Raw genomic sequence first — 23,327 nt, forward strand, 5'->3', positions numbered from 1 at the left:
AGGGTACCGCTAGAGGTACTGTCCGGCGCTCACGCGCTCGACCTGACGACCCTCGTCGCCGTCGCCCGACAGCAGGGTGCGCACGTAGACGATCCGCTCCCCCTTCTTGCCCGAGATGCGGGCCCAGTCGTCGGGGTTCGTCGTGTTCGGGAGGTCCTCGTTCTCCTTGAACTCGTCCCGGATCGCGTGGAACAGATCCTCGCCCTTGATGCCCTTCTCGCCGGTCGACAGGAACCGCTTGATCGCGTCCTTCTTCGCGCGGCGGACGATGTTCTCGATCATCGCGCCGGAGTTGAAGTCCTTGAAGTAGAGGATCTCCTTGTCGCCGCTCGCGTAGGTCACCTCGAGGAACCGGTTCTCGTCGCTGGGTGCATACATCTTCTCGACGGTGCGCTCGATCATGCGCCGCGTGGCGTCGGACAGGTCGCCGCTGGAGCGATCGGCCTCCTCGGGGTGGATCGGGACGACCGGGTGCAGATACTTCGACATGATGTGGGAGGCCTGTTGCTGGTCGGGGCGCTCGATCTTGATCTTCACGTCGAGCCGCCCCGGGCGCAGGATCGCCGGGTCGATCAGATCCTCCCGGTTCGACGCTCCGATCACGATCACGTTCTTGAGGGTTTCGACCCCGTCGAGCTCGCTGAGCAGCTGGGGAACGATCGTCGATTCCACGTCGCTGGAGATACCCGTTCCTCGGGTGCGGAAGATCGAGTCCATCTCGTCGAAGAAGACGATCACCGGCAGACCCTCCTCGCTGCGCTCCTTCGCGCGCTGGAAGATCTCGCGGATCTGACGCTCCGTCTCGCCCACGTACTTGTTCAGCAGCTCGGGCCCCTTCACGTTGAGGAAGTAGCTGCGCGCGTCCTCGCGACCCGTACGCTCGGCGACCTTCTCGGCCAGCGACTTCGCGACCGCCTTGGCGATCAGCGTCTTGCCGCACCCCGGCGGTCCGTACAGCAGCACGCCCTTGGGGGGCTCGAGCTCGTGCTCGTGGAACAGCTCCGCGTACAGGAACGGCAGCTCCACGGCGTCGCGGATCGAGTCGATCTGGCTCTCCAGACCACCGATGTCCTCGTAGCTGACGTCGGGGATCTCCTCGAGGACGAGCTCTTCGACCTCTTCCTTCGGAAGCTTCTCGAGCGCGACCCCGGAGCGCACGTCGAGCATCAAGGGGTCGCCCGCGCGGATGTGCTCGCCCCGCAGCGCGGCGGACAGGGTGGCGACGAGCTCTTCCTCGCCGCGACCGATCACGACGACGCGGTCGTCGTCGAGGCGGTCCTTCACCTTGAAGACCTCGCCCTGGCGTTCAGGGTCGAGCACCTCGACCACGTTCAGCGCCTCGTTGAGGATCACCTCGGTCCCCTTGACGAGCGCGCTGGCCTCGATCTCGGGGGCGACGTTGACGCGCATCTTCCGGCCGGAGGTGAACACGTCGATCGAGCCGTCGTCGTCGTTCGTCCGCAGGTACACGCCGAACGTCGCGGGCGGCTGAGAGAGCTTCTCGACCTCGTCGCGCAGCCCTTCGATCTTCTCCTTCTCGGCGCGCAGCGTCGTCGCGAGCTTCTCGTTCTGGCCCATCGCGCGCGCGAGCTCGCCCTTGGTCTCGAGCAGCTTCTCCTCGAGGATCTTCACCTGGCGCGGCGCGTTCGTCAGCCTTCGGCGCAGGAGCGCGATCTCGTCCTCGAGGAACGTGACCTGCGTCTGCAATTCGTGGACCTGCTTCTCGTGCATCTCCTGCTGTTCGGGGTCGAGCGGCATGTCAGCGACCTCTTCCCTCGTCCTGCGTCCAATCCTACTGGCTGGGTCTCCCATCTCCGGAACACTCGAGCGTCGGCTTCCCTTGCCTGCACATACGTCCTCGGCACCGATGCGGTTGGCCTGAGAACACCGAGGGGGTGAGGTTCAGCCGAGCTTGCGGGCCAGGCTCAGGAACCCCGTATGGGCCACCATCCGGTGGTCCGGACGCACGGAGCGTGAGGTCACGTGCCATGTCCGGAGCAGGACCTCCATCGTCTCGGCGTGGATCAGCCCGTGCTGCTCGAACGCGAGCACCAGCTGCTGGACCTGCAGGACCGTCGGCAGGTATGCGCACAGGATCGCACCCGGCTCGAGGACCGGTGCGATCACGGCGAGCTGCTCCCACGGATCCGGCAGGTCGAGCACGCACCGATCGAACGTGTCACCCGACCGGGCCACCTGCGCCATTTCGCCGGCGCGGAGTTCGAGGTGATCGGGCAGCTTGCCCGCGAAGCCCTCGATGTTGGCGATCGCCTGGGTGCGATGTTCCTCGCGTTCCTCGTAGCTGACGACACGGCCCTGCGCTCCCACGGCCCGGCACAGCGTCAGCGTCAGCGCGCCGGAGCCGGTCCCCGCTTCGAGCACCCGTTTGCCCGGCGCGATGTCTCCCCACATCACGATCTGCCCGAGGTCCTTCGGATAGACGACCTGCGCTCCCCGTGGCATCTTCAGGACCCAGTCGGCGAGCCTCGGACGGAAGCAGCGGAACACCATCCCGCCGTCGGCCCGGACCTGAACGCCCTCCTCGTGTCCGATGATGCCGTCCAACGCCAGCGCTCCGCCGTGGGTGTGGAACGTCTCGGTTGCCGCCAGCTTCACGAGGTAGTGCCGTTCCTTGTTGTCGATCAACAGGACCCGCTCGCCCACCTCGAACGGCGCGGTCACGGGGTCTCACGATCAGGGGTGCGCAGCCGGATCCTCATCAGGTCCCAAGGCTAACGCACCCGCTCCCGGCTCCAGCGGGGTCGGAGGCGTCGCCCGCCAGCCTGCGCGGAGCCGGCGGTCCGGCCCCGGTTAGGAGGCGGGGGCCGGCAGGGGGCGGGAGCCCAGCTCCACGGTGACGGATTCCTCGGAGCCGTCGGCGCGGACGAGCTCGACGTCGACCAGCTCGCCGGGCGAGCGCTCCCCGATCAGATCCCCGAGCTGGTCGGAGGTCTCGACGCTCGAACCGTCGAAGCCCACGACGACGTCTCCGACCTCGACGCCGGCGTTCTCCGCGGGGCCGTCGTTGTCGAGTCCGACGATGACCGCACCCTCCTCGACGGGCACGTCGAAGTCGAACTGCACCTCGGGGTTCGCGGCGTCCGCGGATGACACCCCCATGTACGCGGCCGGCGCCAGCGGGTTCCTTGCCGCGCTCTGGATCGTGTCTCGGACCGCGTTGATCTGGATCGCGAAGCCGATGTTCTCGGCCGCTGCCGCTCCGGCGCCTGCGGTGTTGATGCCGATGACCTGTCCGGCGAGGTCCACGAGCGGTCCGCCCGAGTTACCGGGATTGATGGCGGCATCCGTTTGCACGATATCGTCGTAGACGCGCTGTGCGTTCTCACACTCTTGGCAGTTGGGATCCTGGGCGGTGACCACGCGGTCGAGTGAGGACACGATGCCGGTCGTGACCGACGGACCTCCTTCGAGACCGAGTGCGTAGCCGATCGCGACGACCTGCTGGCCCAGATCGAGGCTGTCCGAGTCGCCGATCGGCACCGTGGCGAGTTGATCGTCGGTATCGATCTGTAGGACTGCGAGGTCCGCCTCGGCGTCACCTCCGATCACCCGCGCGTCGTAGGTCACCGGGTCGTCCACGTGGGAGGTGCGGACCGTGAGCTCCTGGGCGCCCTCGACGACGTGGTAGTTGGTGACCGCGATACCGTCCGAGCGCACCACGAACCCGGTGCCGGTCCCCTGCCCCTGGATCCCACGGACGGAGACGTTGACGACGGCCGGGAGCACCTTGCGGACGACGCCGACGATCCGTCCTTCGGTCCCGCGAGTGTCCGGTGCGGGAACGGGGTCGGGGAACTCGAGGCCCTGCCCCTGGCCCTGGTTGGTTGCGGCCGGTTGTTCGACCGTGCACGCGGCGAGCCCCATCAGTAACGCGAGTGGGACGGCCAGCAGCGAACGCCTCAAGGTCGTGTGCATCGTGCGGATTCCTCTCGTCCGTGAGTCGGGGAGCGACGGACGTTCCCCTCAGGGTACCGTCAACCCCCTATCCGACACCGTGCCGGCCTGGGTTCGCCTCGGATCGGCGAAAGCCTCTCCGACGCGGGAACAGCCCGGTGTGGGAGTCCAGATCGACTCAGCCGGTCGATGCGCGGTCCGACGCGGCGCCGGTCTCGTCGACGGACGCGGGACGCGGGAGCAGGCCGAGGCGCTCGATCGCCTCGGTGATCAGGTGATCGCCCTTGATCGACATCAGGTGCAGACCGGCGATCCCCTCCATCGCACGCAGCTCCTCGCAGAGCTCGAGGGTCATCTCCAAGGCCTCGGCCTCTTGCCGTTGTTTCGGAACGCCTTCGAGGCGCCGGACGACGTCCTCGGGAACATCGATCCCCGGCACGATGTCCCGCATGTAGGCGGCCGCGCGAGCAGAGCGAGGGATGTAGACGCCCGCGAGGATCCACGCACGCTCCGTGCAGCCGAGGTCGACGGCCGCACGCATGAACGAACGCATCCGCTGGAGGTTGAAGATGCACTGCGTCTGGATGAACTCCGCCCCCGCTTCGATCTTCTTCTCCAGCCGCGCGGGGCGGAACTCCACCGGTGGAGCGAACGGATTCTCGACCGCGCCGACAAGGAACGTGGGAGCGGAGCTCAGCGGACGCCCGCTGAGGTAGGTGCCTTCGTCTCGCAGGATCCTCGCGATCCTGATCAGGTGCATCGCGTCCAGGTCGAAGAGGGGTTTGGCCTCGGGGTGGTCGCCGGCGGTGACGTCGTCGCCGGTCATGAGGACGACGTTGCGGATCCCGAGCGCGTGCGCACCGAGCAGGTCGGCCTGCAGCCCGAGGCGGTTGCGGTCGCGGCAGCCGAACTGAGCGACGGGCTCGATCCCGCGTTCGAGAAGCAAGCGCCCCGCAGCGACCTGCGAGATGTGCGGGTGCGCGGCGCTGTTGTCGGTGCAGTTGACGGCGTCGACCTTCCCGGCAAGCGGCACAGCCGCCTCGAAGACCGACTCCGGATCGCCGCCGTCGGTCGTCTGCAACTCGGAGGTGACGGCGAACGCGCCGGACAGGAACACCTCGTGGAGGCGACTCCGGGGCCCTGCCGTCTCGGCGACCTGCGATCCGAGGGTCATGCGGGCCCCTCGGCGTCGGGGTGAGGATGCGCCCACGCAGGCGCCGCTGCGGGGGTCTCCGGCCGCACACGCCATGCTGCCGGGACGAGCTTGTCTCGCCCGGTCAGGCCGTTCTCCCACGAGGCGGTTTCCTGCAGCCGCCAGTCGACGGGAGGGTTCACGCGATCGAGATGGTCGCGCCAGATCGGGAGCGCGCGAGCGCCCTCCAAGGCCTGCACCCAGACGCAGGGCCGGTCCGGGAGGACCTCGCACGTCCCGTCTTGGAGGACGCCCCCGCAGGGACCGTTCCGCAGGTTCTTCGGGCACCGCATCGGGCAGCTCATCCCCGTGGAATGGAGGATGCACTGCCCGCACATGCGGCAGTCGAATGCCTTCTCCTTCGCGACCTTCTCGACGAGCAGCAACGCCTTGCGGAAGCCCTTCGGCTCCGGCGCGCTCGCCGGGGGTCGTCTGTCGAGTCGCTGGCCCACCTGCGGGGGCGCCTCCTGCGCCCGTGGCCGCCTAGGACTTCAGGTCGGCGGCCGGAACCTCCTTCTTCTGATCGACGAACGGGATCGCCGCGGTGCTTCCCACGAGCGAGCCGCTCTCGGATTCGATGTCGATCTTGGTCCCCGGGGTCGAGAGCTCGATCGGCACCCACACGTAGCCGATGTTCTTCTCCAGCTTCGGCGACCAGACGGCATCGGTCATGTACCCGACCTCTTTGCCCCCGTTGTGCACCGGCCAGTACTCGCTCATCTCGGCACGGAGCTCGTCACCCTCGATCTCGATCCCGACCAGCTTGCGCTTGACCCCATTCGTGCGGATCGACTCCAGGGCGCCTTTGCCGATGTAATCCTGCGACTGCTCCTGGACGAGACGCTCCAGGCCCATGACCTCGAACGGGTTGTGCTCCAGGCGGATGTCCGAGCCGTAGTTGAAGATCCCGGCCTCGATCCGTCGCGCCTCACACGGAGCGATCGGCCGGATGTTGAACTCCTCCCCGGCCTCCATGATCGTGTTCCACAGGTTCACGCCCTCGTCGTAACCGAGCAGGTTCACCTCGAAGCCCTGCACGGCCGTCCAGCCGGTGCGGCTGATCACGACGGGGATGCCCTTGATCTCGAATTTCCCGGTCCAGTAGTACTTCAGGTCGTAGATCCCCGGACCCACGAGCTTCTCGAGGGTCTTGGCGGCCTTCGCTCCCTGGACCTGGCAGGGATAGACGTCCGGCAACGTGACCTCGACATCGAGTCCGGACGTCGCGGCCACGCCCAGCGCGTACAGGCCGGCATCGGAGTCGGCGAGCTGCATCCACCACACGTTCTCCTCGGGGTGCAGCAGGACGGGGTCGTTCACGATGCCGCCGTCCGGTGCGGTCACGAGCATGTACTTGCCCTGGTTCACCTGAACGTTGCTCAGGTCGCGGCACGTGATCATGTCGATCAGCTTGTCGGCGTCCGGTCCACTCACCTGCACGGTTCGCTCCACGGCGACGTCCCACAGGGTCACGTCGTTCAGCAGGGCCCAGTACTCGGTCACCGGGTCGTCGTAGTAGCCGGGCAGGTACATGTGGTTGTAGATGTCATACGAGGTGCAGCCCGCGGCGCGGGTCGCCTCGAAGTACGGGGACTTGCGATACCACGGCCCGAAATACAGGGTCGCGCTCTTCTCGAGCATCTCTTGGCGCTCGTTGACCATCCGGGTCCTCCCTGTTCAGCTCCGCCGGGCCCGGTGCCCGACCAGAACTGAATGATGGTTCAAACAACCGCTCGAACGCAAGTTCAGGTGCCCGATCCCCTGCCCGGCCTAGGGCGCGGGTTTCCCGTGGGCGCACCCCTCAGCGACGACGGCCCCGGAGATCCGGCGGTTGCCGGTCCCGGGGCCGCGCGACGGCGCCGTCTCCGAGGTGGAACTAGGAGACGGGGATCTGCTTGCTCGGGTCGACGAACGGCATCTCGACGACCGTGCCGGTGCGGGGGCCCCACTCGGTCTCGACCGAGATCGTGGAGCCGAGCACGGACTTGTCGGCGGGCAGCCATCCGTACCCGATGTTCTTCTTCAGTCGCGGCGAGTAGATCGCCGAGGTGATCTTGCCGATCTTCGCCGAGCCCTCGCGGATGTCCCACTTCACATTGTTCAGCGAAGGGAACGGGTCGCCGTCGAACTCGACGCCGTTGATCTTCTTGCTCACGCCCTTGGCCTTGATGTCCTTGTAGGCCTTGATCGAGATGCAGGCGTCCTCGGACACGGTGTCGAGGTCGACGAGCCGCTCGAGGCCGAGCTCGAAGGCGTTCTCCTGGTAGGTCATGTCCGCGCCCCAGTTGAAGATCGCACCTTCGATCCGACGGATGTCGCTGGGTCCGGTCGGCTTGATGTTGTACTTCTCGCCGGCCTTCATGAGCGCTTCGTAGACCTCGGTGCCCTTGGAACCGTCGGTGAGGTACACCTCGTAGCCCACCTCGGAGGTCCAACCGGTCCGGGTGATCACGACCGGAGCTCCGGCGATCTCGGCGTTCGTGAACCAGTAGTACTTGATGTCCAGGATCGACTCCCCGACGAGGTCGACCATGAGGTCCTTCGACTTCGGTCCCTGGACCTGCAGGGGCGCGACATCCGCCTCCTTGATCGTCACATCCAGTTCCGGGTAGGCGTTCTTGAGGCCGCGAGCCCATAGCAGTGTGTCGCTCGAGGCGAGAGCGAACCAGAACGTGTTCTCGTCCATCCGCGTCAGCACCGGGTCGTTGATGATGCCACCGTCGCTGTCGCACACGAGCACGTACTTCGCCTGTCCGACCTGACACTTCCTGAGATCGCGCGGGGTCATCAGCTGGGCGAAGGTGAACCCGTCGGGGCCGCTGATCTCCAGGCACCGTTCCACCGAGACGTCCCACAGCGTGACGTCGTTCAGGAGGGTGTCGAACTCCTTCTCGAAGTCGTCGAAGCGGATCGGGAAGTACATGTGGTTGTAGACGGTGAAGCCCTTCGGTCCGTACTTCTGTGTCGCTTCGTAGTAGGGGGTGCGTCGGTTGCGTGCGCCCCGCTGGACCAGGCTCATGTCGAACGGCTCGGCCATCTGTTCCTCCTGAGGTGATCGGCGGTCTGAGGTGATCGGCGGTCGGATCCGCCGCGAGGCGCTCCCTGAGAGCCGTTCCCCCGGTTCGGAGGGCATCTTCGCCCCGGTGCGCGGTCCGGACAAGGCCCGCCCTTGACCTGGGGTCAACGGGCCGAGAGCCGGGCTGACGAACGCCGGCGCCCGTGCGACGCCGGCGTTCGTCGTGCGCGGCAGCCGGTCTGGGACCGGCGTGGGACTACTCGGTGATGTCGCGGCCGTGGGCGGTCAGTGCCCAGATCACGATCACGTCGATCGCGATGACCACGATCGCCCAGAACGGTTCGGGCGACACAGGGAGGAACACGAAGTTCGCGATCGCACTGATCGTCGCCAGGATCACCGCCAGGGTTCGCGCCCAGACGGCGCCGGAGAACAATCCGAAGCCCGCCAGCAGGATGATCACCCCCGCGAGCAGGTGGATCCATCCCCACGTGGTGGCGTCGAACTCGAAGGTGTAGTTCTGCCCGACCACGAAGAACTCGTCCTCGATGATCCCCGCGAGCCCGATCACGGCCTGGAAGGCGCCGATCAAGATCAGCATGAATGCGGCGAACATCGTCATACCGACCGCGAAACTGCTCCGCTGCTTAGCCACTCCGACCCCCTTCGCATAGCGCTGGGTCAGTGGATAGCGCACCTGAGGGGGGAAGTCGAGCCCCCTGCGAGTCCGAGCGGAGGAGGCCGAGATCTAGCGCCTGGGACCTAGGAGGCTTCGTCGACGGCGTGGCGGTAGTTGAGGTCGGGAGCTCTGGTGATCCGTCCGTCCTTGTACCCCTGGGCGATCATGAACATGAACGCGTGGACCTCGTCCTCTTCCTCGGCGAACGGGCCCTGCCGGTACCCCTCCGAGGACAGCCCGCGGAAGACCGACTCGCAGGCGTCGAAGTCCTCCTTGTTGGTCACGTCCCAGAACTCCGAGGCGTAGGAGGTGTCGAAGTCGGGCCGCTCCTTGGACTCCGGCGCCCACAGCCAGGCGCATTCGATCGCCGTCTTCCCGGGCGAGACCGGGTCCAACCGGTGGGTCATGATGTAGTCGGGGTGCAGGCTGATCAACAGGTTCGGGAACACCCCGTAGTAGTAGACCTCGCGCTTCTGCTTGTCCCTGAGGCCGCGGAAGGCAACGCCCTTCGAGGCCCCGGTCATGCTCATCGTGTCGGCGAAGTCCATCAGCTCCATCGAACCGCCGATCACGGCTCCCGTGTGTTGGTAGTACTCCCCCGAGTCGACCGGGGTCACCTTGCACAGCGCCGGGTGGATGCTCGGGCAGTGGTAGCACTCCTGGTAGTTCTCGGCGATCGTTTTCCAGTTCGCGTCGGCCGTGTAGTCGTGCGCGTCCCCTGTGAAGGCCCGCTCGGGCTCCCACGGGGCGACGAGCTCGGTGAGGTTGCCGACGTACTCGGAGAACTCGGGAGCCCCTCCGTCGGCGTTGACGAACACCCATCCGAGCCACTCGTGGGTGCGTGCGGGGATCAACGGGTACTCGGTCTTGTCGAAACCGGGGATCTTGCCGAAACGGGGCGCGCCCTTCAGCTCACCCTCGAGCCCGTAGACCCACGCGTGATAGGGACACTTGATCCCGTTCATGTTGCGCATCTCGCCGCACGCCATCAGCTCGTGGCCGCGGTGGCGACACGTATTGAAGAACCCGCGGAGACCGCCGTCCTGGCCACGGGCCAGCAGGATGCCCTCCCGCCCGATCCGGACCGCCTTCTGGTCGCCCGCCTCTGCGAGGTCGTCGGACCGCCCGACGCAGACCCAGGAGCCCTCGAAGAAGTGCTCTCGTTCCCACTCGAGGACGTCACCGGAGACGTAGGCCTCCGCCGGGAGGGTCAGCGCTTTGGCCAGATCGGTCGCCAGCACCGGATCCAGGAGGGTTGGGTCGATCGGGGCCGCCGAAGCGTCGGTCATGTCCGTGCCTCCTGGGATCGTCTCGGGGGCCTGCACGCCCCGTGGTCCTGTTTGAACAGTCAGTCAAAGACTGGTTCGAATCGAGATGCTAGCACGGGCGACGAACACCTCCCGACAGGCCTCTTGACCCGAAGTATGACCATCGGTTCCCCGATCTGCATCCGGGACCCCAGCCTGAACCGGGTTCAGATGCCGGTCGACGAGCCCACCCGCACCGAGTGGGGCTGAACCGGGTTCAGCGGATCCGGGCGCTCCGCGGCACCCCCGATCTCCCTGCTCCGTCCTACCGGAACGACGGTGCCTCGTACACGACGTCGCCTTCGACGAGCGTGAGCTCGACGGAGGCCTCCGAGATGTGCTCGTCCCCCTCCTCGAACAGATCGCGGTCCAGCACGGCCAGGTCGGCGAGCTTCCCCTCGGTGATCGTGCCGGTCTGCTCGTCGAGATGGTTCACGTACGCGGTGCCGAGCGTGAACGCCTCGACCGCCGCGGCCAGGGAGATCCGTTCCTCGGGCAGGAACGGCTCGGACTCGAGCGGATCGTCCGAGCCGTACGGGTAGTCGGCCGGCTGCATCCGGTTGACGGCGACGTGGATCTCCTCGAGCGGATCCGGGCTCGAGACCGACCAGTCGCTGCCGAAGGCCAGTCGAGCGCCCGAACGCAGCAGGCTCCCGAAGGGGTACTGCCACGACGCGCGGGGTTGGCCGAGGAACGGGATCGTCAGCTGACTCATCTGCGGTTCGTACGCGGCCCACAGCGGCTGGCCGTTCGCGACGGCACCGAGCGCGGCGAACCGAGGGATGTCGTTTGGGTGCACGACCTGGATGTGGGAGATGTGATGGCGGAGGTCCGCCGAGCCGGCGACATCGGAGGCCGCCTCGATCGCGTCGAGGCATTCGCGGACGGCCCGGTCGCCGATCGCGTGGAAGTGTGCCTGGAAGCCGGCCTCCGCCAGCGCCCGGACGTAGCCCTTCAGCCGTTCGGGGTCTACGAAGCTCTTGCCCCGCTCGCTGGTTGGGGTGCCATCGCTGCCGAGGTAGGGGTCGAGCATCCCGGCCGTGAAGTTCTCGCACACGCCGTCCTGCATGATCTTCACGCTCGTGGGCGCGAACCGACCCACCGAGCCCGTCGTTCGACGCTCGATCAGACCGTCGATCTGTTCGATGCCCAACGAGCGCTCCCACCACAGCGCACCGACGACCCGCGCGGTCAGCAGGCCCCGCTCGGCTGCGGTGCAGTGAGCGGTGAACGAGTCGTACGGCCCTCCGACGATCGCGTCCTGCCAGGCGGTGATACCGAGCGAGTGCAGATGGGCCTGCGCGGTGAGGAGCCCCTGGAGCCACTGCTCGTCGGTGATCGCCGGAAGGAGCTTCCCTACGAGGTCGGTCGCACCTTCCTGGAGCGTGCCGACCGGCTCGCCGGTGCCATCGCGCTCGATCCGGCCGTCCTCCGGATCGGGGGTGTCGCGCGTCACACCGGCCAGCTCGAGCGCGCGAGTGTTCACCCACGCCCCGTGTCCGTCCCGGTTCGGGAGATACACGGGGCGGTCCGGCACGATCGCGTCGAGCTCCTCCTTCGTCGGGATCCCGCGGGGGAACACGTCCATCGACCATCCGCCCCCCCGGATCCACTCTTCGTCCGGATGCGCGGCGGCATAGCGCGCGATGATCTCCCGGTACTCGGCGATCGAATGCGCCTCGGACAGATCGCAATTGAGCATCTCCACACCGCTCGGCGCGGGATGGACGTGGGCATCCTGGAAACCCGGCAGCAGGGACCGGCCGCGAAGGTCGTGGACCTGGGTCGTGGCGTCGACGTGGGTTCGGATCTCGTCGTCGGTGCCGACCGCGACGATCCGTCCCCCGGAGATCGCGACGGCCTCGGCGCGCGGTCGCCCCGGGTCGACGGTCCAGATCGCCCCGGACACGAACGCGAGATCTGCAGGCATCGCGAGAGGATACCGCCGCCGCGCTTCCTCCGGCGCGTCTCCTCACGCGAGGGCGACGAGATCGAGGAGATCGTCGCTCCAGTGATCGATCGTTCCGTCGGGCATGAGCAGCACACGTGACGGAGCAAGCTCTCGGACGAACTCGACATCGTGGCTCACCAGGAGCATCGCTCCCGGCCAGGTCGACAGGGCGGCCCCCACGGCTGCGCGGGAGGGCGGATCGAGGTTGTTCGTCGGCTCGTCGAGCAGCACGAGGTTCGCGCGACCGGCGACCAGTTGGGCGAGCGCGAGCTTCGTCTTCTCGCCACCAGAGAGGGTGCCGGCGTCCTGGAAGGCAACCGCGCCCGTCAGTCCGAACATCCCCAAAAGCGCGCGCAGGTCCTGATCGCTCGCCTCCGCTCCCCTCCTGAGATGTGCGAAGACCGACTCGCCCTCGTGGATCCCCTCGTGTTCCTGGGCGTAGTAGCCGAACGTTACGCCGGGCCCGAGCGAGAAAGAACCGGCGTCGGGATCGCTCTCCCCGGCCAGGATCCGCAGCAGGGTGGTCTTGCCCGCTCCGTTGAGCCCGAGCACGAGCAGGCGCTCCCCGCGTCCGAGGTCGAACGAGACGTCCCTGAACACCGGGGGCCCTCCGTAGCCCTTCGTTAGCTCGCGGACGTCGAGGACCCGCTTGCCGCTGTGCGGAGGTGGTGGGAACCGGTACGCGACCGACCGCTCACGGCGCGGACCCTGGACCTGTCGCTCCCGGAGCTTGGCGACGCGGGTGTCGAGGGTCTTGGCCTTGCGCGCGCGCTTCGCGGTCTGGCCGCGCATCGAGTCGGCGAGCCGCGAGAGTCGCTCCACCTCGGCGGCCTGGCGCGAGGCCAGCTTCTCGAGTCGCAGCTCGTCGGCCGCGCGGGCGGTCCGGTACTGCGAGTAGGTCCCCTTGTAGGTCACGACCCCGTCGTGGTCCAGGTGCAGCACGCGCGTGATCGATCGGTCGAGCACCGCGATGTCGTGACTCACGACCAGCAGGCCGCCGCCGTAGGTCGCCAGGAATCCCATGAGCCACTGCTTCGCGTCCACGTCGAGGTGGTTCGTCGGCTCGTCGAGCAGCAGCAGGTCGCTGCCGCCGTAGAGGATCTTCGCGAGCTCGAGGCGCCGGCGTTCTCCACCGGAGAGCGCGTCGACCGGCAATCCGAGGCGATCCTGCGGCAACCCGAGTCCCGTCGCGATCCGCGTGGCCTCCGCTTCGGCCGCGTACCCTCCGAGAGTCGCGAAGCGTTCCTCGAGCTTGGCGAAGCGCGCGACCGCCTCGTCGGTGTGGTCCTCCTCCAAGGCGAGCCGCTGTTTCTCGACGCGGGTCGCGAGCTCGTCGATCCCCCGAGCCGCCAGGATGTGCGTGAGCCCGGTCGCACGATCGTCGGCGCGATGGTGGCGAGGGTCCTGGCGCAGGTAGCCGAGCGCTCCGCGGATGCGGACCGTTCCTCGGGCCGGGGGGTCCTTGCCCGCCAGCACACGGAGTGTGCTCGTCTTCCCGGCGCCGTTGCGGCCGACGACACCGACCTTCTCCCCCGCGGTAACGGTGAGGTCGAGCCCCGACACGACGGGGCGCCCGGCCACCACCACGGTGAGGTCACGGACCTCGAGAGTGCTCATATCTCCACGCTAACCGGTGCGTCGCCGGGGAACGCGGAAGGGGCGGCCCGGAGGCCGCCCCTTCGCTCGTGCTCAGCTCGAGATGCCGCTCAGATCAAAGGGGGCATCCGAGGTTGTTCGCGGCGTCCAGCTCCGCGGCGAGCTCCAGGTACGCGGCACGGTTCTCGGTCGCGAGCGTGTCGCGGATCCACGTCTGGAGGTTGCCCGGCTCGTCGAACCTCCGGTACGGGTACCCCACGCCCTCGTGCGCAGCGTTGAGATACGCGGCCACGACGGCCCGGAACAGGACCTTGGCAGCACCCGAGAGACCGGTGCCGCCCTTGAAGCTCAGAGCTTGCTCGAACGTCTTGCCGTTCAGGTCGGACAGCGACGCAGGGATGTCCCAGTTCTGGTTCCCCAGCTTGGACCCGGGCGTGTACTCCTCCCAGTTGTCCGTGTGGTTCTTCCAATAACCGGGCGTGCAGCCCTCTTCGCCGATGTTCACGGCGCCTGCCGACGGCATCAGACCGACGAACAGACCGGCCGCGAGCGCCACCGAAACCAGCGCTCCGACGATCCGACGATGCTTGGGCATACGGAACCTCCTGTAGCTCGGGGAACGATCCGACCTGCGAGATGCTACGTAGCCCCGGGTGATGCCACAACGGGCCCCGTCCCTAGGTCGAAGGACCTAGACACGGAGATGCCGTTCCCTCGCACGCGTATGCGGCAGGTGGATGTTCCGATATTTCTCGAGCGGAACGCGCTCCGAGTGGAGAGCTCAGGCAGGATCACTGCTGAAGAGGTGGAGCAGGTCCATCTCCACCCGGGTCGGGGGTTCGGCGAGTAGCGGTCCCACGGCGTCGTTGAACGAGGCGAACTCCGGATCGCTGTTGACGGCGTCTGCCGCGGGGCGGTCGGTGAAGACCCCGATCCCGCGGACGGTGCCGCTCCCCTGGTCCCCGAGGACGAGTACGGACTCGAGTGCCTCGTGCGTGCTGAGGAACTCGGCCGTGAAGACCGAGTAGAGGTCGGCAACTTCTCGGTAGTGGCCCGGCTTGGCGTGCAGCGTGAACTCGGCGCAGTACATGTGTTCGGCTCCTTCGGGTCGCGGGTCGATCTTCGTTCCCGCACACATCGACCCGAAGAGCCGGACCCTGAAGTAAGTGGTGTCGGAGGGGGGATTTGAACCCCCACCCTCTTGCGAGGACTAGGCCCTCAACCTAGCGCGTCTACCAAATTCCGCCACTCCGACGTGCAGCGATGGGGAGTCTAGCAGCGGGGTGCGGACGGCCTGGAGGTCGGATGCGGTCCTAGCGGGGGGTCCACTGCCAGGACAGGTAGAAGGTGCAGAGCCCGAACACGATCGCGGAGATCACCGTCAAGCGGTCGAGGCGCTTCTCGAGCGACGTGCCCCCCGACAGGGTCGAGGTGCCTCCGAACATGTCCGACAGACCGCTCCCCTTCCCGGAGTGCAGCAGGACGAACACGATCAAGAAGAGAGCGGTGATGACGTCGATCACGACGACGATGGCGGTCAGCATCGTCGATGATTCTACCCGGGCCCGGCGGGGTCGACGATGATCGGGCCCTGCAGCGGGAAATGGCAGGCGGCGACCTGACCCGGGTTCCGCGGCTCCAACTCGGGTTCGACCTCCGCGCACGTCGGGAACTGCGCGTTCGGGCACCGGGGGTGGAACCGGCACCCCGAGGGTGGATCGATCGGTGACGGAACGTCTCCTTCGAGCACGATCCGCTTCTTGACCAGAGCCAGGCGTGGATCCGGGACCGGGACCGCCGAGAGCAGCGCGCCCGTGTACGGGTGCTTCGGGGTCGCATACAGGGTCGCGCTGTCGGCCAACTCGACGATCTTGCCCAGGTACATCACTCCGACCCGGTCCGACATGTGCCGTACCACGGCGAGGTCGTGCGCGATGAACAGGTAGGTGAGGGCGAGGTCACGTTGGAGATCTTCGAGGAGGTTGAGTATCTGCGCTTGGATCGAGACGTCGAGTGCCGACACGGGCTCGTCGCACACGATCAGCTTCGGATTGAGGGCGAGCGCACGCGCGACGCCGATCCGCTGCCGCTGGCCCCCGGAAAAGGCCAAGGGATACCTGTTGTAGTGCTCGGGGTTGAGACCCACGAGCTCCATCAACTCCTGGACCCGCGGCTTGACCCCGTCGCCGGTGATCGTCTTGTGGATCTTGAGCTGCTCGCCGATGATCGTTCCCACGGTCTTGCGCGGGTTCAGCGACGCATAGGGGTCCTGGAACACCATCTGCATGTCGCGACGCAGCTCACGAAGCCCTCCACCGGCCAGCTCGGTGATGTCACGGCCCTCGAACCAGATCCGCCCCTCCGTCGGGTCGTACAGGCGCATCAGCACCCGAGCGAGCGTCGACTTGCCGCACCCTGTCTCACCGACCAGTCCGAGGGTCTCGCCCGGGTAGATCTCCAGGTCGACCCCATCCACGGCGTGCACCGCTCCGATCTGCTTCTGCCTGATGATGCCGCGCCTAATCGGGAAGTGCTTCTTGACGCCCTCGAGCTTGATCAGTGGAGTTCCGGTCTGCGGCGGCGGAACGCGTTGTGCGCCGGTGACGGTGCTCATCGGGGCGTCATGACCTCCTCGCCGAGGATCCGCTCCTTCTCGGCGAGGGTGAGGTAACACGCGTCCGCGTGGTGCCCGTCCGTCGGTACCAGCGACGGCACCGATCCGGCGCAGGGTTCGAAGCGATACCGGCATCGAGGATGGAACGCGCACCCGGGCGGCACCTGGATCAGCGAGGGCGGGCGACCGGCGATCGGAACGAGCCGCTCGGCGTCGTCGGTCAGGCGCGGGATCGAGTTCAGCAACCCCCACGTGTACGGATGATGTGAGCGGTAGTAGATGTCGTCGCGATCGCCGAACTCGACGATCTTGCCCGCGTACATCACGGCGATCGCGTCGCAATGTTCGGCGACGACGCCGAGGTCGTGGGTCACGATCACGACCGCCGTCCCGAGCTCGTCCTGGATCGCGTCGATCAACTCGAGGATCTGCGCCTGCACGGTGACGTCGAGGGCCGTCGTCGGCTCGTCGGCGATCAGCAGGGCGGGCCGCAGGGCGAGCGCCATGGCGATCATCGCCCGCTGCCGCATCCCCCCGGAGAACTCGTGCGGGTAGTGGCGGGCGCGCTCCTCCGGTTTCGGGATGCCGACGAGTTCCAGCATCGATACCGCCTCGCGCCGCGCCTCGGCCTTCGAGATCGAGCGATGGGCCCGGTAGACCTCCGCGATCTGGTCGCCCACGCGGTGCACGGGATTCAGTGCCGTGAGCGGGTCCTGGAAGATCATCCCGATCTGGCTGCCGCGCAGCTTGCGGAACTCCTCGGGGGGCAGCTGAAGGAGATCCTCGTCGCGGAACAGGATCTCGCCGTCGACTTCCACGTTCGCCTGGTCCCGGTTCACCAGGCCCATGACGGTCTGAAAGGTCACGGTCTTGCCCGATCCCGACTCCCCCACGATGCCCAGCGTCTCGTGGGGACCCACCGACACCGACACTCCGTCGACGGCACGTACGACCCCGTCGTCGGTGTCGAAACGAACCGCCAGGTTCCGGATGTCCAGCAGCGGAGCGCTCACGCGTCCCGCCGCTTCTTCCGCTTCCGGCGCTTGCTCCCGACGGAGGCCGCCCCCTGCGGATCGAAGGCATCCCGCAACCCGTCGCCCAGGAAGTTCACGCAGATCACCGTGATCAGGATCGCGAGGCCGGGGAAGATGATGAGCCACGGGGAGGTGACCATCGAGTTCTGCGCGTCATCCAGGAGGTTGCCCCAGGTCGGGGTCTGGCCCTGGATCCCGTACCCGAGGTAGGACAGCACCGACTCGGTGAGGATCGCGACGGCGACGCTCAGCGTCGTCGCGACGACGATGGGGCCCATCGCGTTGGGGAGCATCTCGCGGACGATGATCCGGCGATTCGTGGCCCCGGAGGCGTGCGCCGCCTCGACGAACTCCTTCTCCTTCATCGAGAGGAACACCCCCCGGATGATCCTCGCGTCGACCATCCAGAGGAACAACGCGAGCACCCCCACGATCCCGAGCACCGACCCCCCCACGATCGCCGAGCCGAGGATCAACACGATGATGAGCGGGATCGACAGGAACAGGTCGGTCAGCCGCATCAGGAAGTTGTCGGTCCGTCCTCCGTAGTAGCCGGCGACCGCCCCCACCGCGATGCCGATCGCGGTCGCGAACAAGGCAACGGCGAATCCTACGAACAGCGAGATCCTCCCCCCGTAGAGGACACGTGTGAACTGATCGCGCCCGAGGGTGTCGGTCCCGAACGGATGGCTCCAGCTCGGGCCCTGACGTGCCGCCGTGAGGTCCTGGTCGGTGAACGCATAGGGCGAGATCAAGGGCGCGAAGACCGCCGCGAGGATGATCAGGATGAGCACGATCGCGCTGCCCATCGCGAGCTTGTGCCGGCGGAACCGGCGCCAGGCGAGCTTGCCCTGCGACATCGTCGCGATCTCGCCCGTCTCGACCGGCACCTCATCGACGTGCCCCGGGACGCCCGATTCCGGGACCCCGACTTCACCGATGTCCGCGATCTCGCGCTGCAAGGCCTGGCCGTGGAACCCTCCCTCGGCGCTCGCCTGCTGCTCGAGGGCGCGTTGCCGTTCGAACTCCCCCCTCGCGTCAGGCATAGCGGATCCTGGGGTCGAGCACTGCATACAAGAGGTCGGCGATGAGGTTGAAGACGATCACGAAGATGACCGTCACCATCAGCCACGCGAGGATCACCGGGTAGTCCCCGAGATCGAACGCGTCCAGGAACATCTGGCCCATCCCTGGGTAGGAGAAGATCTGCTCCGTGACGATGAGGCCCCCGGCGATCGCGCCGGCGTCGATCGCGAGCTGGGTCGTGATCGGGATCAGGGCGTTGCGCATCGCGTGATGCAGGATCACCCGCCGCTCCCGGAGGCCCTTCGAGCGCGCCGTCCGCATGTAGTCGCTCTGGAGCACCTCGAGCATACTCGCGCGGAAGTACCTGCTGTAGATCGCGACGACCTGGACCGAAAGCACGATGACCGGGAGCACGAGGTGCCGCGTGCGATCCAGCAGGTCGAACCCTTCCGGGTTCGGGGAGGTGACCCCCGCGATGAAGAAGATCGGTTCGTTGGCTCCCACCCATCGCGTGAGCCAGATCCCGAGGACGAGCTGCACGATCAGGGCGAACCAGAAGACGGGCATCGAGAGCCCGACGAACGCGCCCGTCGTCGCCACGTAGTCGAACTTGGAATAGGGACGCAGCGACGAGTAGAGCCCGATGGCGATGCCGAGCACGAGGGACACGACGGTCGCCGTGATGCCGAGGACGGCCGAGTTGATCAGCGCGTCCATCAGGTCGCCGGTGACCTCCTCGTTGGAGATCAGCGAGGTGCCCCATTTGCCGGTCACGAAGTCGCCGAGCCAGGTGAAGTACTGCTCGGGGAGCGACGCGTCGAGGCCGAGCTCGGCCTGGTACTCGGCGAGTTGCTCGGCTGTGACGCGGGGGTTGGTCCGGAGGGCGGTCGAGGGATCGGTCGTCGCGCGGGTGACCCAGAAGACCAGGATGCTCGACAGGAACAAGACGGGGATCGAGAACAGCAGCCGGCGGATCACGTATCGGCCCATCTAGGCTCCCGTTCCCTCCGGCCGGAGGCGGTCCCGTTCCACCTCCGGCCGGTCGCGATGCTGCTCGATCGTCGTCTCGCTCCTCGTTCGCGGGCCGGTCAACCGCCACCCTCGACCAGATACCACTCGTTCATGTTGAAGAACGAGCCGTAGATCGTGGCGTTCCACTCGCCGATCGGACCGGCGATGATGTCGGTCCGCCACGCGGTCAGCTGCGGGAGGATGTACAACGGGACGCCAACGGCCTGCTCGGCGACGATGTCCCCGACCTGCTGGGTCAGATCGAGTCGCACGGCCGGATCGGGCTCGCTGTCCGCCTGAAGCATCAACTTGCTGGCTTCCTCGTCGCACCAGAAGTCGGTGTTCTGCCCGCCCTCGCACGCGAGGATCTCGGTAACGCTCGGCGAGGGAGAGCCACCGAGCGCGTAGTCCGCGATCTGGTACGCGCCGGTGTTCAGCAGGTCACCGAACAACACCGCGGCGTCGTCGGTCTTGGTCTGCAGGTCGAGTCCCGCTTCCTTCGCCGACTCCTGCAACAGCGCCTGCGTGTCCTCGCGTCGAGCGTTCCCGGCCGTCGTCGTGTACTCGATCGAGAGCGGTTCGCCGTCCTTCTCGCAGAAGTCACCGTTCGCGACACCGGAGCAGTCGTAGCCCGCGGTCTCGAACTCGGCCATCGCCTTGGCCGGGTCGAAGGTGAACTCGGCGAAGTCGGTCTGATCGCACCAATCCCCGACACCGGGCACCCAGCCGAAGCAGTTCAACAGCTCGGTGTCGGGCGCGTTGATCTTGACGAGGGCGTCGACGACGGCCTGCCGGTTGATCGCGTACATGATGCCGCGGCGCACGTTCTCGTCGTCGAGGGGTGGGGAGTCATGGTTGAAGTGGAGCGCTTCCCAGAACGGCGACCCACCGCCGATCGTCGAGATCGACGGGGTGTCCACGACCTGGTCGGCGATGCTCTCGTTCGACGGCTGCGGGAAGATCACCGACACCTCGCCGCTCTTCAGCGAGTTCAGCTCCGTCTCCTGGTTCTGCCTCCGGACGAACGTCACCTCGTCCATCAACGCAAGGTCTCCCCAGTAGTTGTCGTTGCGCACGAGCGTGAGCTCCTGCTTGTCCCACGACTCGAGCGTCCAGGGGCCGCCCGAGAACGGGATCTCGTCGGTCATCTCCTCGGACAGGTCGGGCTTGGGATCGTCGGCGAACGCGGGGAACGCCTCCTTCTGCAAGATGAACTGGAGCCCTCCGCCGAACAGATCGACCCAGTCGACGTAGACGTCGCTGAACTCGATGGTGAACTCCTTGGGGTCATCGGTCGAGATCGACGTGATCAGGTCGTACCCGCTTCGGCCGATCGCGCCCGACGTGTTCATGATCGCGCGCCAGGTGAAGTCAACGTCCTCGGAGGTGATCGGGCTCCCGTCGTCCCACACCGCGTCGTCCCGGATCGTGAACGTCACCGAGAACGGGTCCTCCGTAACGGTGCCGTCCTCGAGCGTGGGGACCGCCTCGGCCGCGGACGGGACGTAGTTCCCGTTCGTGTCGAGTTCGAGCAGCCGCGGCATCACGCCGTACTGGACCGCGTACGCGTACCACGCGGAGAAGGCGCAGGAGGTGATCGGGTTCAGACAGACCATCCACTGCTCTGCCCCGATGACCGCGCTACCCCCCGTCGTCGGGGTTCCGCCGTCTCCGTCCGCGTCTCCGCCGCCCGAATCACTCGAGCATGCCGCGGCGATGAACGTGACCGTCATCGCGACCGCAACCAACCGAGCCACGCGCGAATATCGACTCACGGGTCCCCTCCTTATGCCCTGGTCGTGCCCCTGGTCTGCACTCAGGTCCCTATCGTCGCAGCGTAACAGCTACCCACACGCCGCGCGACGCAACCGCGTCGCTCATTGGTACGCCGGGGCAGAGGGAACGGGATGGTGTCAGGAGCGCATCAGCTGGGTCAGCCGGGGCACGATCCCGACCCCGCGGACCTCACCCAGGGACCCGTCGCGGCACGAAGTCTCACCGAACGCCGGAGATCCGTCGGGCCGCACGGGACCCCCGCTCACCAGCAACGGGACCGGCTCGGCCGTGTGTGCCTTCCGAACGCACGAGGTTGAGTGGTCGGCGGTGACGGCGATGATCGTGCGGTCGATGTCGAGCTGCGGCAGGAGCTCCCCGAAGAAGGCGCGGTCGATCGTCGAGATCACGTCGCGCTTGTCGTCCCATCGCCCGTCGTGGGCGGGAACGTCGGGCCCCTTGATGTGCACGTAGAGGGCATCGAACCCGTTCAGCGCCTCCACGGCCAGCTCCGCCCACTTCACGTACTCGGCGTCGGCCGCCCGCCCGGGAGCGTCGACCTTCAACCGCGGAGCGGCGACCGGCACCATCCCGAGCATCTTCGCGATCCCCCGCTCGACCGGCATCTCGACGAAGCAACCCCACGTCGGTCCGAAGCGGTCCTTGATCCGCTGGAGCTTCGGCAGGTGGTCGCCGGCGTCCCGCGTCAGGATCAGGTTGCCGGGCAGCTCGCCCGCGACCCGTCGCTCCCGATTCACCTCGGACGCGTCGAGGATCTTCGCGGCTCCCTCGACGAACCGGTTCGTCAGCTCTGCCGCGTGGTGCGCCGCCTCGGTCTCCTCGAGTGGCTCGCACCGAACCACCTCCGGCTCGAAGGTCTCGAGCGCGACGCCCAGGGAGCCGTCCTTGCGGTAGGCGGGGTCGGTGTTCGTCACCGCGGACGAGAGAGGTCCGTCGTCGGCCCGGATCACCAGGGCACCCCGATGTTCGACCGTCGCCTGCAGCTCGAACGACGCGTTCGGCAGGCGGAGCTTGCGATGGACCTCGAGGGCGAGCGCCTGAGACTCCTCCGAGGACAGGTCGCGGCCGACCCGCCGATCGACGATGCGCGGCCAGTCGGCGGTGGCGAAGTTGATCCGATAGGCGAGGTCCCCGTCACGGAACTCCATGTCCGATCCGACCGCCTCGACGACACCACGCCCGGGGTGCTCCTCGCGTGGGTCGTAGCCGAGGATCGCGAAGACAGCGATGTCGGACTCCGGGGCGATCCCTGGACCCACCGTCACGCACGAACCCGTGCGGCCTCGTCGCGCGAGGTCGTCCAGGAACGGGGTGTCGGCCTCCTCGAGCGGGGTGCGTCCGCCGAAAGCGGGCACGGGGTCATCCCCGAGTCCGTCGAGGCAGACATAGAGGAGTCGATACACGTCGGGCTCCTATCGGTACTTCACGATCAGTGCGAACTCCTCGGGGTCGAGGCTCGCGCCGCCCACGAGGGCGCCGTCGATCTCCGGATGTGCCATGAAGTCCCGGACGTTGCCGGCCTTGACGCTGCCGCCGTACTGCACGCGTACGCTCGATCCGACCGTACCGCCGTAGAGGTCGGTCAGCACGGTGCGGATGTGGGAAACGACCGCGCCCGCGTCCGCCGGGGCGGCGTTCCGGCCGGTGCCGATAGCCCAGATCGGTTCGTAGGCGACGACGAGCGAGGCGGCCTGCTCGGCGTCAACACCCTTCAGGTCGGCGCGGAGCTGTTCCCCCACCTTCTGCTCGGTTCCGCCCGCCTCGCGCTCGGAGAGCGACTCCCCCACGCACAGGATCGGCGTCATCAGATGCTTGAAGACGGCCCGGACCTTCTGGTTGACGAGCTCGTCGGTGTCGCCGAACAGGGCACGGCGCTCGGAGTGTCCCACGATCACGTAGGCGACCTTCAGGGCGGTGAGCATCGGCGGCGAGATCTCGCCGGTGAACGCTCCCTCGTCCTTCGGGTGGACGTTCTGTGCGCCGACCCGGTAGGAGAGCTTGTCGCTCTCGATCAGCGTTCCGACCGCACGCGTCGCGGTGAACGGGGGACAGATCACGACCTCGACCTGTTCGGTGTCCTCGGCATCGAGCAGGTAGCTCAGCTTCTGGACGTCCCGGATCGCCTCGAGGTGGGTCTTGTGCATCTTCCAGTTCGCCGCGATGATCGGGCGCCGGTCGGGCTCAGCCATCTG

General features: G+C 67.2%; 21 protein-coding genes and 1 tRNA gene. All 22 read right to left on the reverse strand.

Annotated elements, in window-relative coordinates; translation table 11 throughout:
• Positions 1-9 precede the first annotated feature (9 nt).
• Positions 10-1,758 carry a proteasome ATPase gene (arc, locus tag WEF05_06105; GenBank protein MEX1101457.1) on the reverse strand — a complete coding sequence of 583 codons (1,749 nt, stop codon included), beginning with the start codon at positions 1,756-1,758 and terminating at the stop codon, positions 10-12.
• 144 nt (positions 1,759-1,902) lie between these two features.
• Positions 1,903-2,682 carry a tRNA (adenine-N1)-methyltransferase gene (locus tag WEF05_06110; protein MEX1101458.1) on the reverse strand — a complete coding sequence of 260 codons (780 nt, stop codon included), beginning with the start codon at positions 2,680-2,682 and terminating at the stop codon, positions 1,903-1,905.
• 129 nt (positions 2,683-2,811) lie between these two features.
• Positions 2,812-3,936, reverse strand: a complete 1,125-nt coding sequence (locus WEF05_06115; protein MEX1101459.1) for a trypsin-like peptidase domain-containing protein — start codon at positions 3,934-3,936, stop codon at positions 2,812-2,814.
• A gap of 157 nt (positions 3,937-4,093) precedes the next feature.
• Positions 4,094-5,089, reverse strand: coding sequence for a methylenetetrahydrofolate reductase (locus WEF05_06120; GenBank protein ID MEX1101460.1), 996 nt, complete (start codon positions 5,087-5,089; stop codon positions 4,094-4,096).
• Positions 5,086-5,559, reverse strand: coding sequence for a methylenetetrahydrofolate reductase C-terminal domain-containing protein (locus WEF05_06125; GenBank protein MEX1101461.1), 474 nt, complete (start codon positions 5,557-5,559; stop codon positions 5,086-5,088). Before WEF05_06125 ends, WEF05_06120 begins: the two co-directional genes overlap by 4 nt.
• Before the next feature lie 31 nt (positions 5,560-5,590).
• Positions 5,591-6,748, reverse strand: a complete 1,158-nt coding sequence (locus WEF05_06130) for a glycine cleavage T C-terminal barrel domain-containing protein (protein MEX1101462.1) — start codon at positions 6,746-6,748, stop codon at positions 5,591-5,593.
• A gap of 235 nt (positions 6,749-6,983) precedes the next feature.
• Positions 6,984-8,144: a glycine cleavage T C-terminal barrel domain-containing protein gene (locus WEF05_06135; GenBank protein ID MEX1101463.1), complete on the reverse strand. Its 1,161-nt coding sequence runs from the start codon at positions 8,142-8,144 to the stop codon at positions 6,984-6,986.
• A 235-nt stretch (positions 8,145-8,379) separates the two neighbouring features.
• Positions 8,380-8,778, reverse strand: a complete 399-nt coding sequence (locus tag WEF05_06140) for a hypothetical protein (GenBank protein MEX1101464.1) — start codon at positions 8,776-8,778, stop codon at positions 8,380-8,382.
• 107 nt (positions 8,779-8,885) lie between these two features.
• Complete coding sequence (locus WEF05_06145; protein MEX1101465.1) at positions 8,886-10,091, reverse strand: aromatic ring-hydroxylating dioxygenase subunit alpha; 1,206 nt, start codon at positions 10,089-10,091, stop codon at positions 8,886-8,888.
• A gap of 283 nt (positions 10,092-10,374) precedes the next feature.
• Positions 10,375-12,039 carry an amidohydrolase gene (locus WEF05_06150; protein ID MEX1101466.1) on the reverse strand — a complete coding sequence of 555 codons (1,665 nt, stop codon included), beginning with the start codon at positions 12,037-12,039 and terminating at the stop codon, positions 10,375-10,377.
• 42 nt (positions 12,040-12,081) lie between these two features.
• Positions 12,082-13,677, reverse strand: coding sequence for an ABC-F family ATP-binding cassette domain-containing protein (locus WEF05_06155; protein MEX1101467.1), 1,596 nt, complete (start codon positions 13,675-13,677; stop codon positions 12,082-12,084).
• 94 nt (positions 13,678-13,771) lie between these two features.
• Complete coding sequence (locus WEF05_06160; protein ID MEX1101468.1) at positions 13,772-14,251, reverse strand: hypothetical protein; 480 nt, start codon at positions 14,249-14,251, stop codon at positions 13,772-13,774.
• Positions 14,252-14,437: 186 nt separating this feature from the next.
• On the reverse strand, positions 14,438-14,794 hold the full coding sequence (locus tag WEF05_06165) for a hypothetical protein (protein ID MEX1101469.1): 357 nt from the start codon (positions 14,792-14,794) through the stop codon (positions 14,438-14,440).
• 29 nt (positions 14,795-14,823) lie between these two features.
• Positions 14,824-14,911: transfer RNA gene (locus WEF05_06170), tRNA-Leu, on the reverse strand.
• Between the two features lie 58 nt (positions 14,912-14,969).
• On the reverse strand, positions 14,970-15,200 hold the full coding sequence (gene secG / locus WEF05_06175) for a preprotein translocase subunit SecG (GenBank protein MEX1101470.1): 231 nt from the start codon (positions 15,198-15,200) through the stop codon (positions 14,970-14,972).
• A gap of 11 nt (positions 15,201-15,211) precedes the next feature.
• The gene (locus WEF05_06180; GenBank protein ID MEX1101471.1) at positions 15,212-16,270 is read right to left on the reverse strand and encodes an oligopeptide/dipeptide ABC transporter ATP-binding protein; all 1,059 of its coding nucleotides are present in this window, start codon (positions 16,268-16,270) and stop codon (positions 15,212-15,214) included.
• The gene (locus WEF05_06185; protein ID MEX1101472.1) at positions 16,267-17,283 is read right to left on the reverse strand and encodes an ABC transporter ATP-binding protein; all 1,017 of its coding nucleotides are present in this window, start codon (positions 17,281-17,283) and stop codon (positions 16,267-16,269) included. Before WEF05_06185 ends, WEF05_06180 begins: the two co-directional genes overlap by 4 nt.
• Positions 17,280-18,350: an ABC transporter permease gene (locus WEF05_06190; GenBank protein ID MEX1101473.1), complete on the reverse strand. Its 1,071-nt coding sequence runs from the start codon at positions 18,348-18,350 to the stop codon at positions 17,280-17,282. Before WEF05_06190 ends, WEF05_06185 begins: the two co-directional genes overlap by 4 nt.
• Positions 18,343-19,320, reverse strand: coding sequence for an ABC transporter permease (locus WEF05_06195; protein MEX1101474.1), 978 nt, complete (start codon positions 19,318-19,320; stop codon positions 18,343-18,345). Before WEF05_06195 ends, WEF05_06190 begins: the two co-directional genes overlap by 8 nt.
• A 98-nt stretch (positions 19,321-19,418) precedes the next feature.
• Positions 19,419-21,116: a peptide ABC transporter substrate-binding protein gene (locus WEF05_06200; GenBank protein MEX1101475.1), complete on the reverse strand. Its 1,698-nt coding sequence runs from the start codon at positions 21,114-21,116 to the stop codon at positions 19,419-19,421.
• A gap of 138 nt (positions 21,117-21,254) precedes the next feature.
• Complete coding sequence (apgM, locus tag WEF05_06205) at positions 21,255-22,538, reverse strand: 2,3-bisphosphoglycerate-independent phosphoglycerate mutase (GenBank protein ID MEX1101476.1); 1,284 nt, start codon at positions 22,536-22,538, stop codon at positions 21,255-21,257.
• Between the two features lie 9 nt (positions 22,539-22,547).
• Positions 22,548-23,324, reverse strand: a complete 777-nt coding sequence (gene tpiA / locus WEF05_06210) for a triose-phosphate isomerase (GenBank protein MEX1101477.1) — start codon at positions 23,322-23,324, stop codon at positions 22,548-22,550.
• Positions 23,325-23,327: the final 3 nt, after the last annotated feature.

Source organism: Actinomycetota bacterium, from assembly GCA_040881665.1.
Lineage (GTDB): Bacteria > Actinomycetota > UBA4738 > UBA4738 > HRBIN12 > JBBDWR01.

What these genes read in the sequence shown, in the direction of transcription:
- WEF05_06120 (MEX1101460.1), bottom strand. Translation starts at nt 5,089, where the DNA reads ATGACCCTCGGATCGCAGGTCGCCGAGACGGCAGGGCCCCGGAGTCGC.
- WEF05_06145 (MEX1101465.1), bottom strand. Translation starts at nt 10,091, where the DNA reads ATGACCGACGCTTCGGCGGCCCCGATCGACCCAACCCTCCTGGATCCG.
- WEF05_06195 (MEX1101474.1), bottom strand. Translation starts at nt 19,320, where the DNA reads ATGGGCCGATACGTGATCCGCCGGCTGCTGTTCTCGATCCCCGTCTTG.
- WEF05_06115 (MEX1101459.1), bottom strand. Translation starts at nt 3,936, where the DNA reads ATGCACACGACCTTGAGGCGTTCGCTGCTGGCCGTCCCACTCGCGTTA.
- WEF05_06180 (MEX1101471.1), bottom strand. Translation starts at nt 16,270, where the DNA reads ATGAGCACCGTCACCGGCGCACAACGCGTTCCGCCGCCGCAGACCGGA.
- WEF05_06130 (MEX1101462.1), bottom strand. Translation starts at nt 6,748, where the DNA reads ATGCTCGAGAAGAGCGCGACCCTGTATTTCGGGCCGTGGTATCGCAAG.
- tpiA (MEX1101477.1), bottom strand. Translation starts at nt 23,324, where the DNA reads ATGGCTGAGCCCGACCGGCGCCCGATCATCGCGGCGAACTGGAAGATG.
- WEF05_06190 (MEX1101473.1), bottom strand. Translation starts at nt 18,350, where the DNA reads ATGCCTGACGCGAGGGGGGAGTTCGAACGGCAACGCGCCCTCGAGCAG.
- arc (MEX1101457.1), bottom strand. Translation starts at nt 1,758, where the DNA reads ATGCCGCTCGACCCCGAACAGCAGGAGATGCACGAGAAGCAGGTCCAC.
- WEF05_06155 (MEX1101467.1), bottom strand. Translation starts at nt 13,677, where the DNA reads ATGAGCACTCTCGAGGTCCGTGACCTCACCGTGGTGGTGGCCGGGCGC.
- WEF05_06160 (MEX1101468.1), bottom strand. Translation starts at nt 14,251, where the DNA reads ATGCCCAAGCATCGTCGGATCGTCGGAGCGCTGGTTTCGGTGGCGCTC.
- secG (MEX1101470.1), bottom strand. Translation starts at nt 15,200, where the DNA reads ATGCTGACCGCCATCGTCGTCGTGATCGACGTCATCACCGCTCTCTTC.
- WEF05_06135 (MEX1101463.1), bottom strand. Translation starts at nt 8,144, where the DNA reads ATGGCCGAGCCGTTCGACATGAGCCTGGTCCAGCGGGGCGCACGCAAC.
- WEF05_06165 (MEX1101469.1), bottom strand. Translation starts at nt 14,794, where the DNA reads ATGTGTGCGGGAACGAAGATCGACCCGCGACCCGAAGGAGCCGAACAC.
- WEF05_06150 (MEX1101466.1), bottom strand. Translation starts at nt 12,039, where the DNA reads ATGCCTGCAGATCTCGCGTTCGTGTCCGGGGCGATCTGGACCGTCGAC.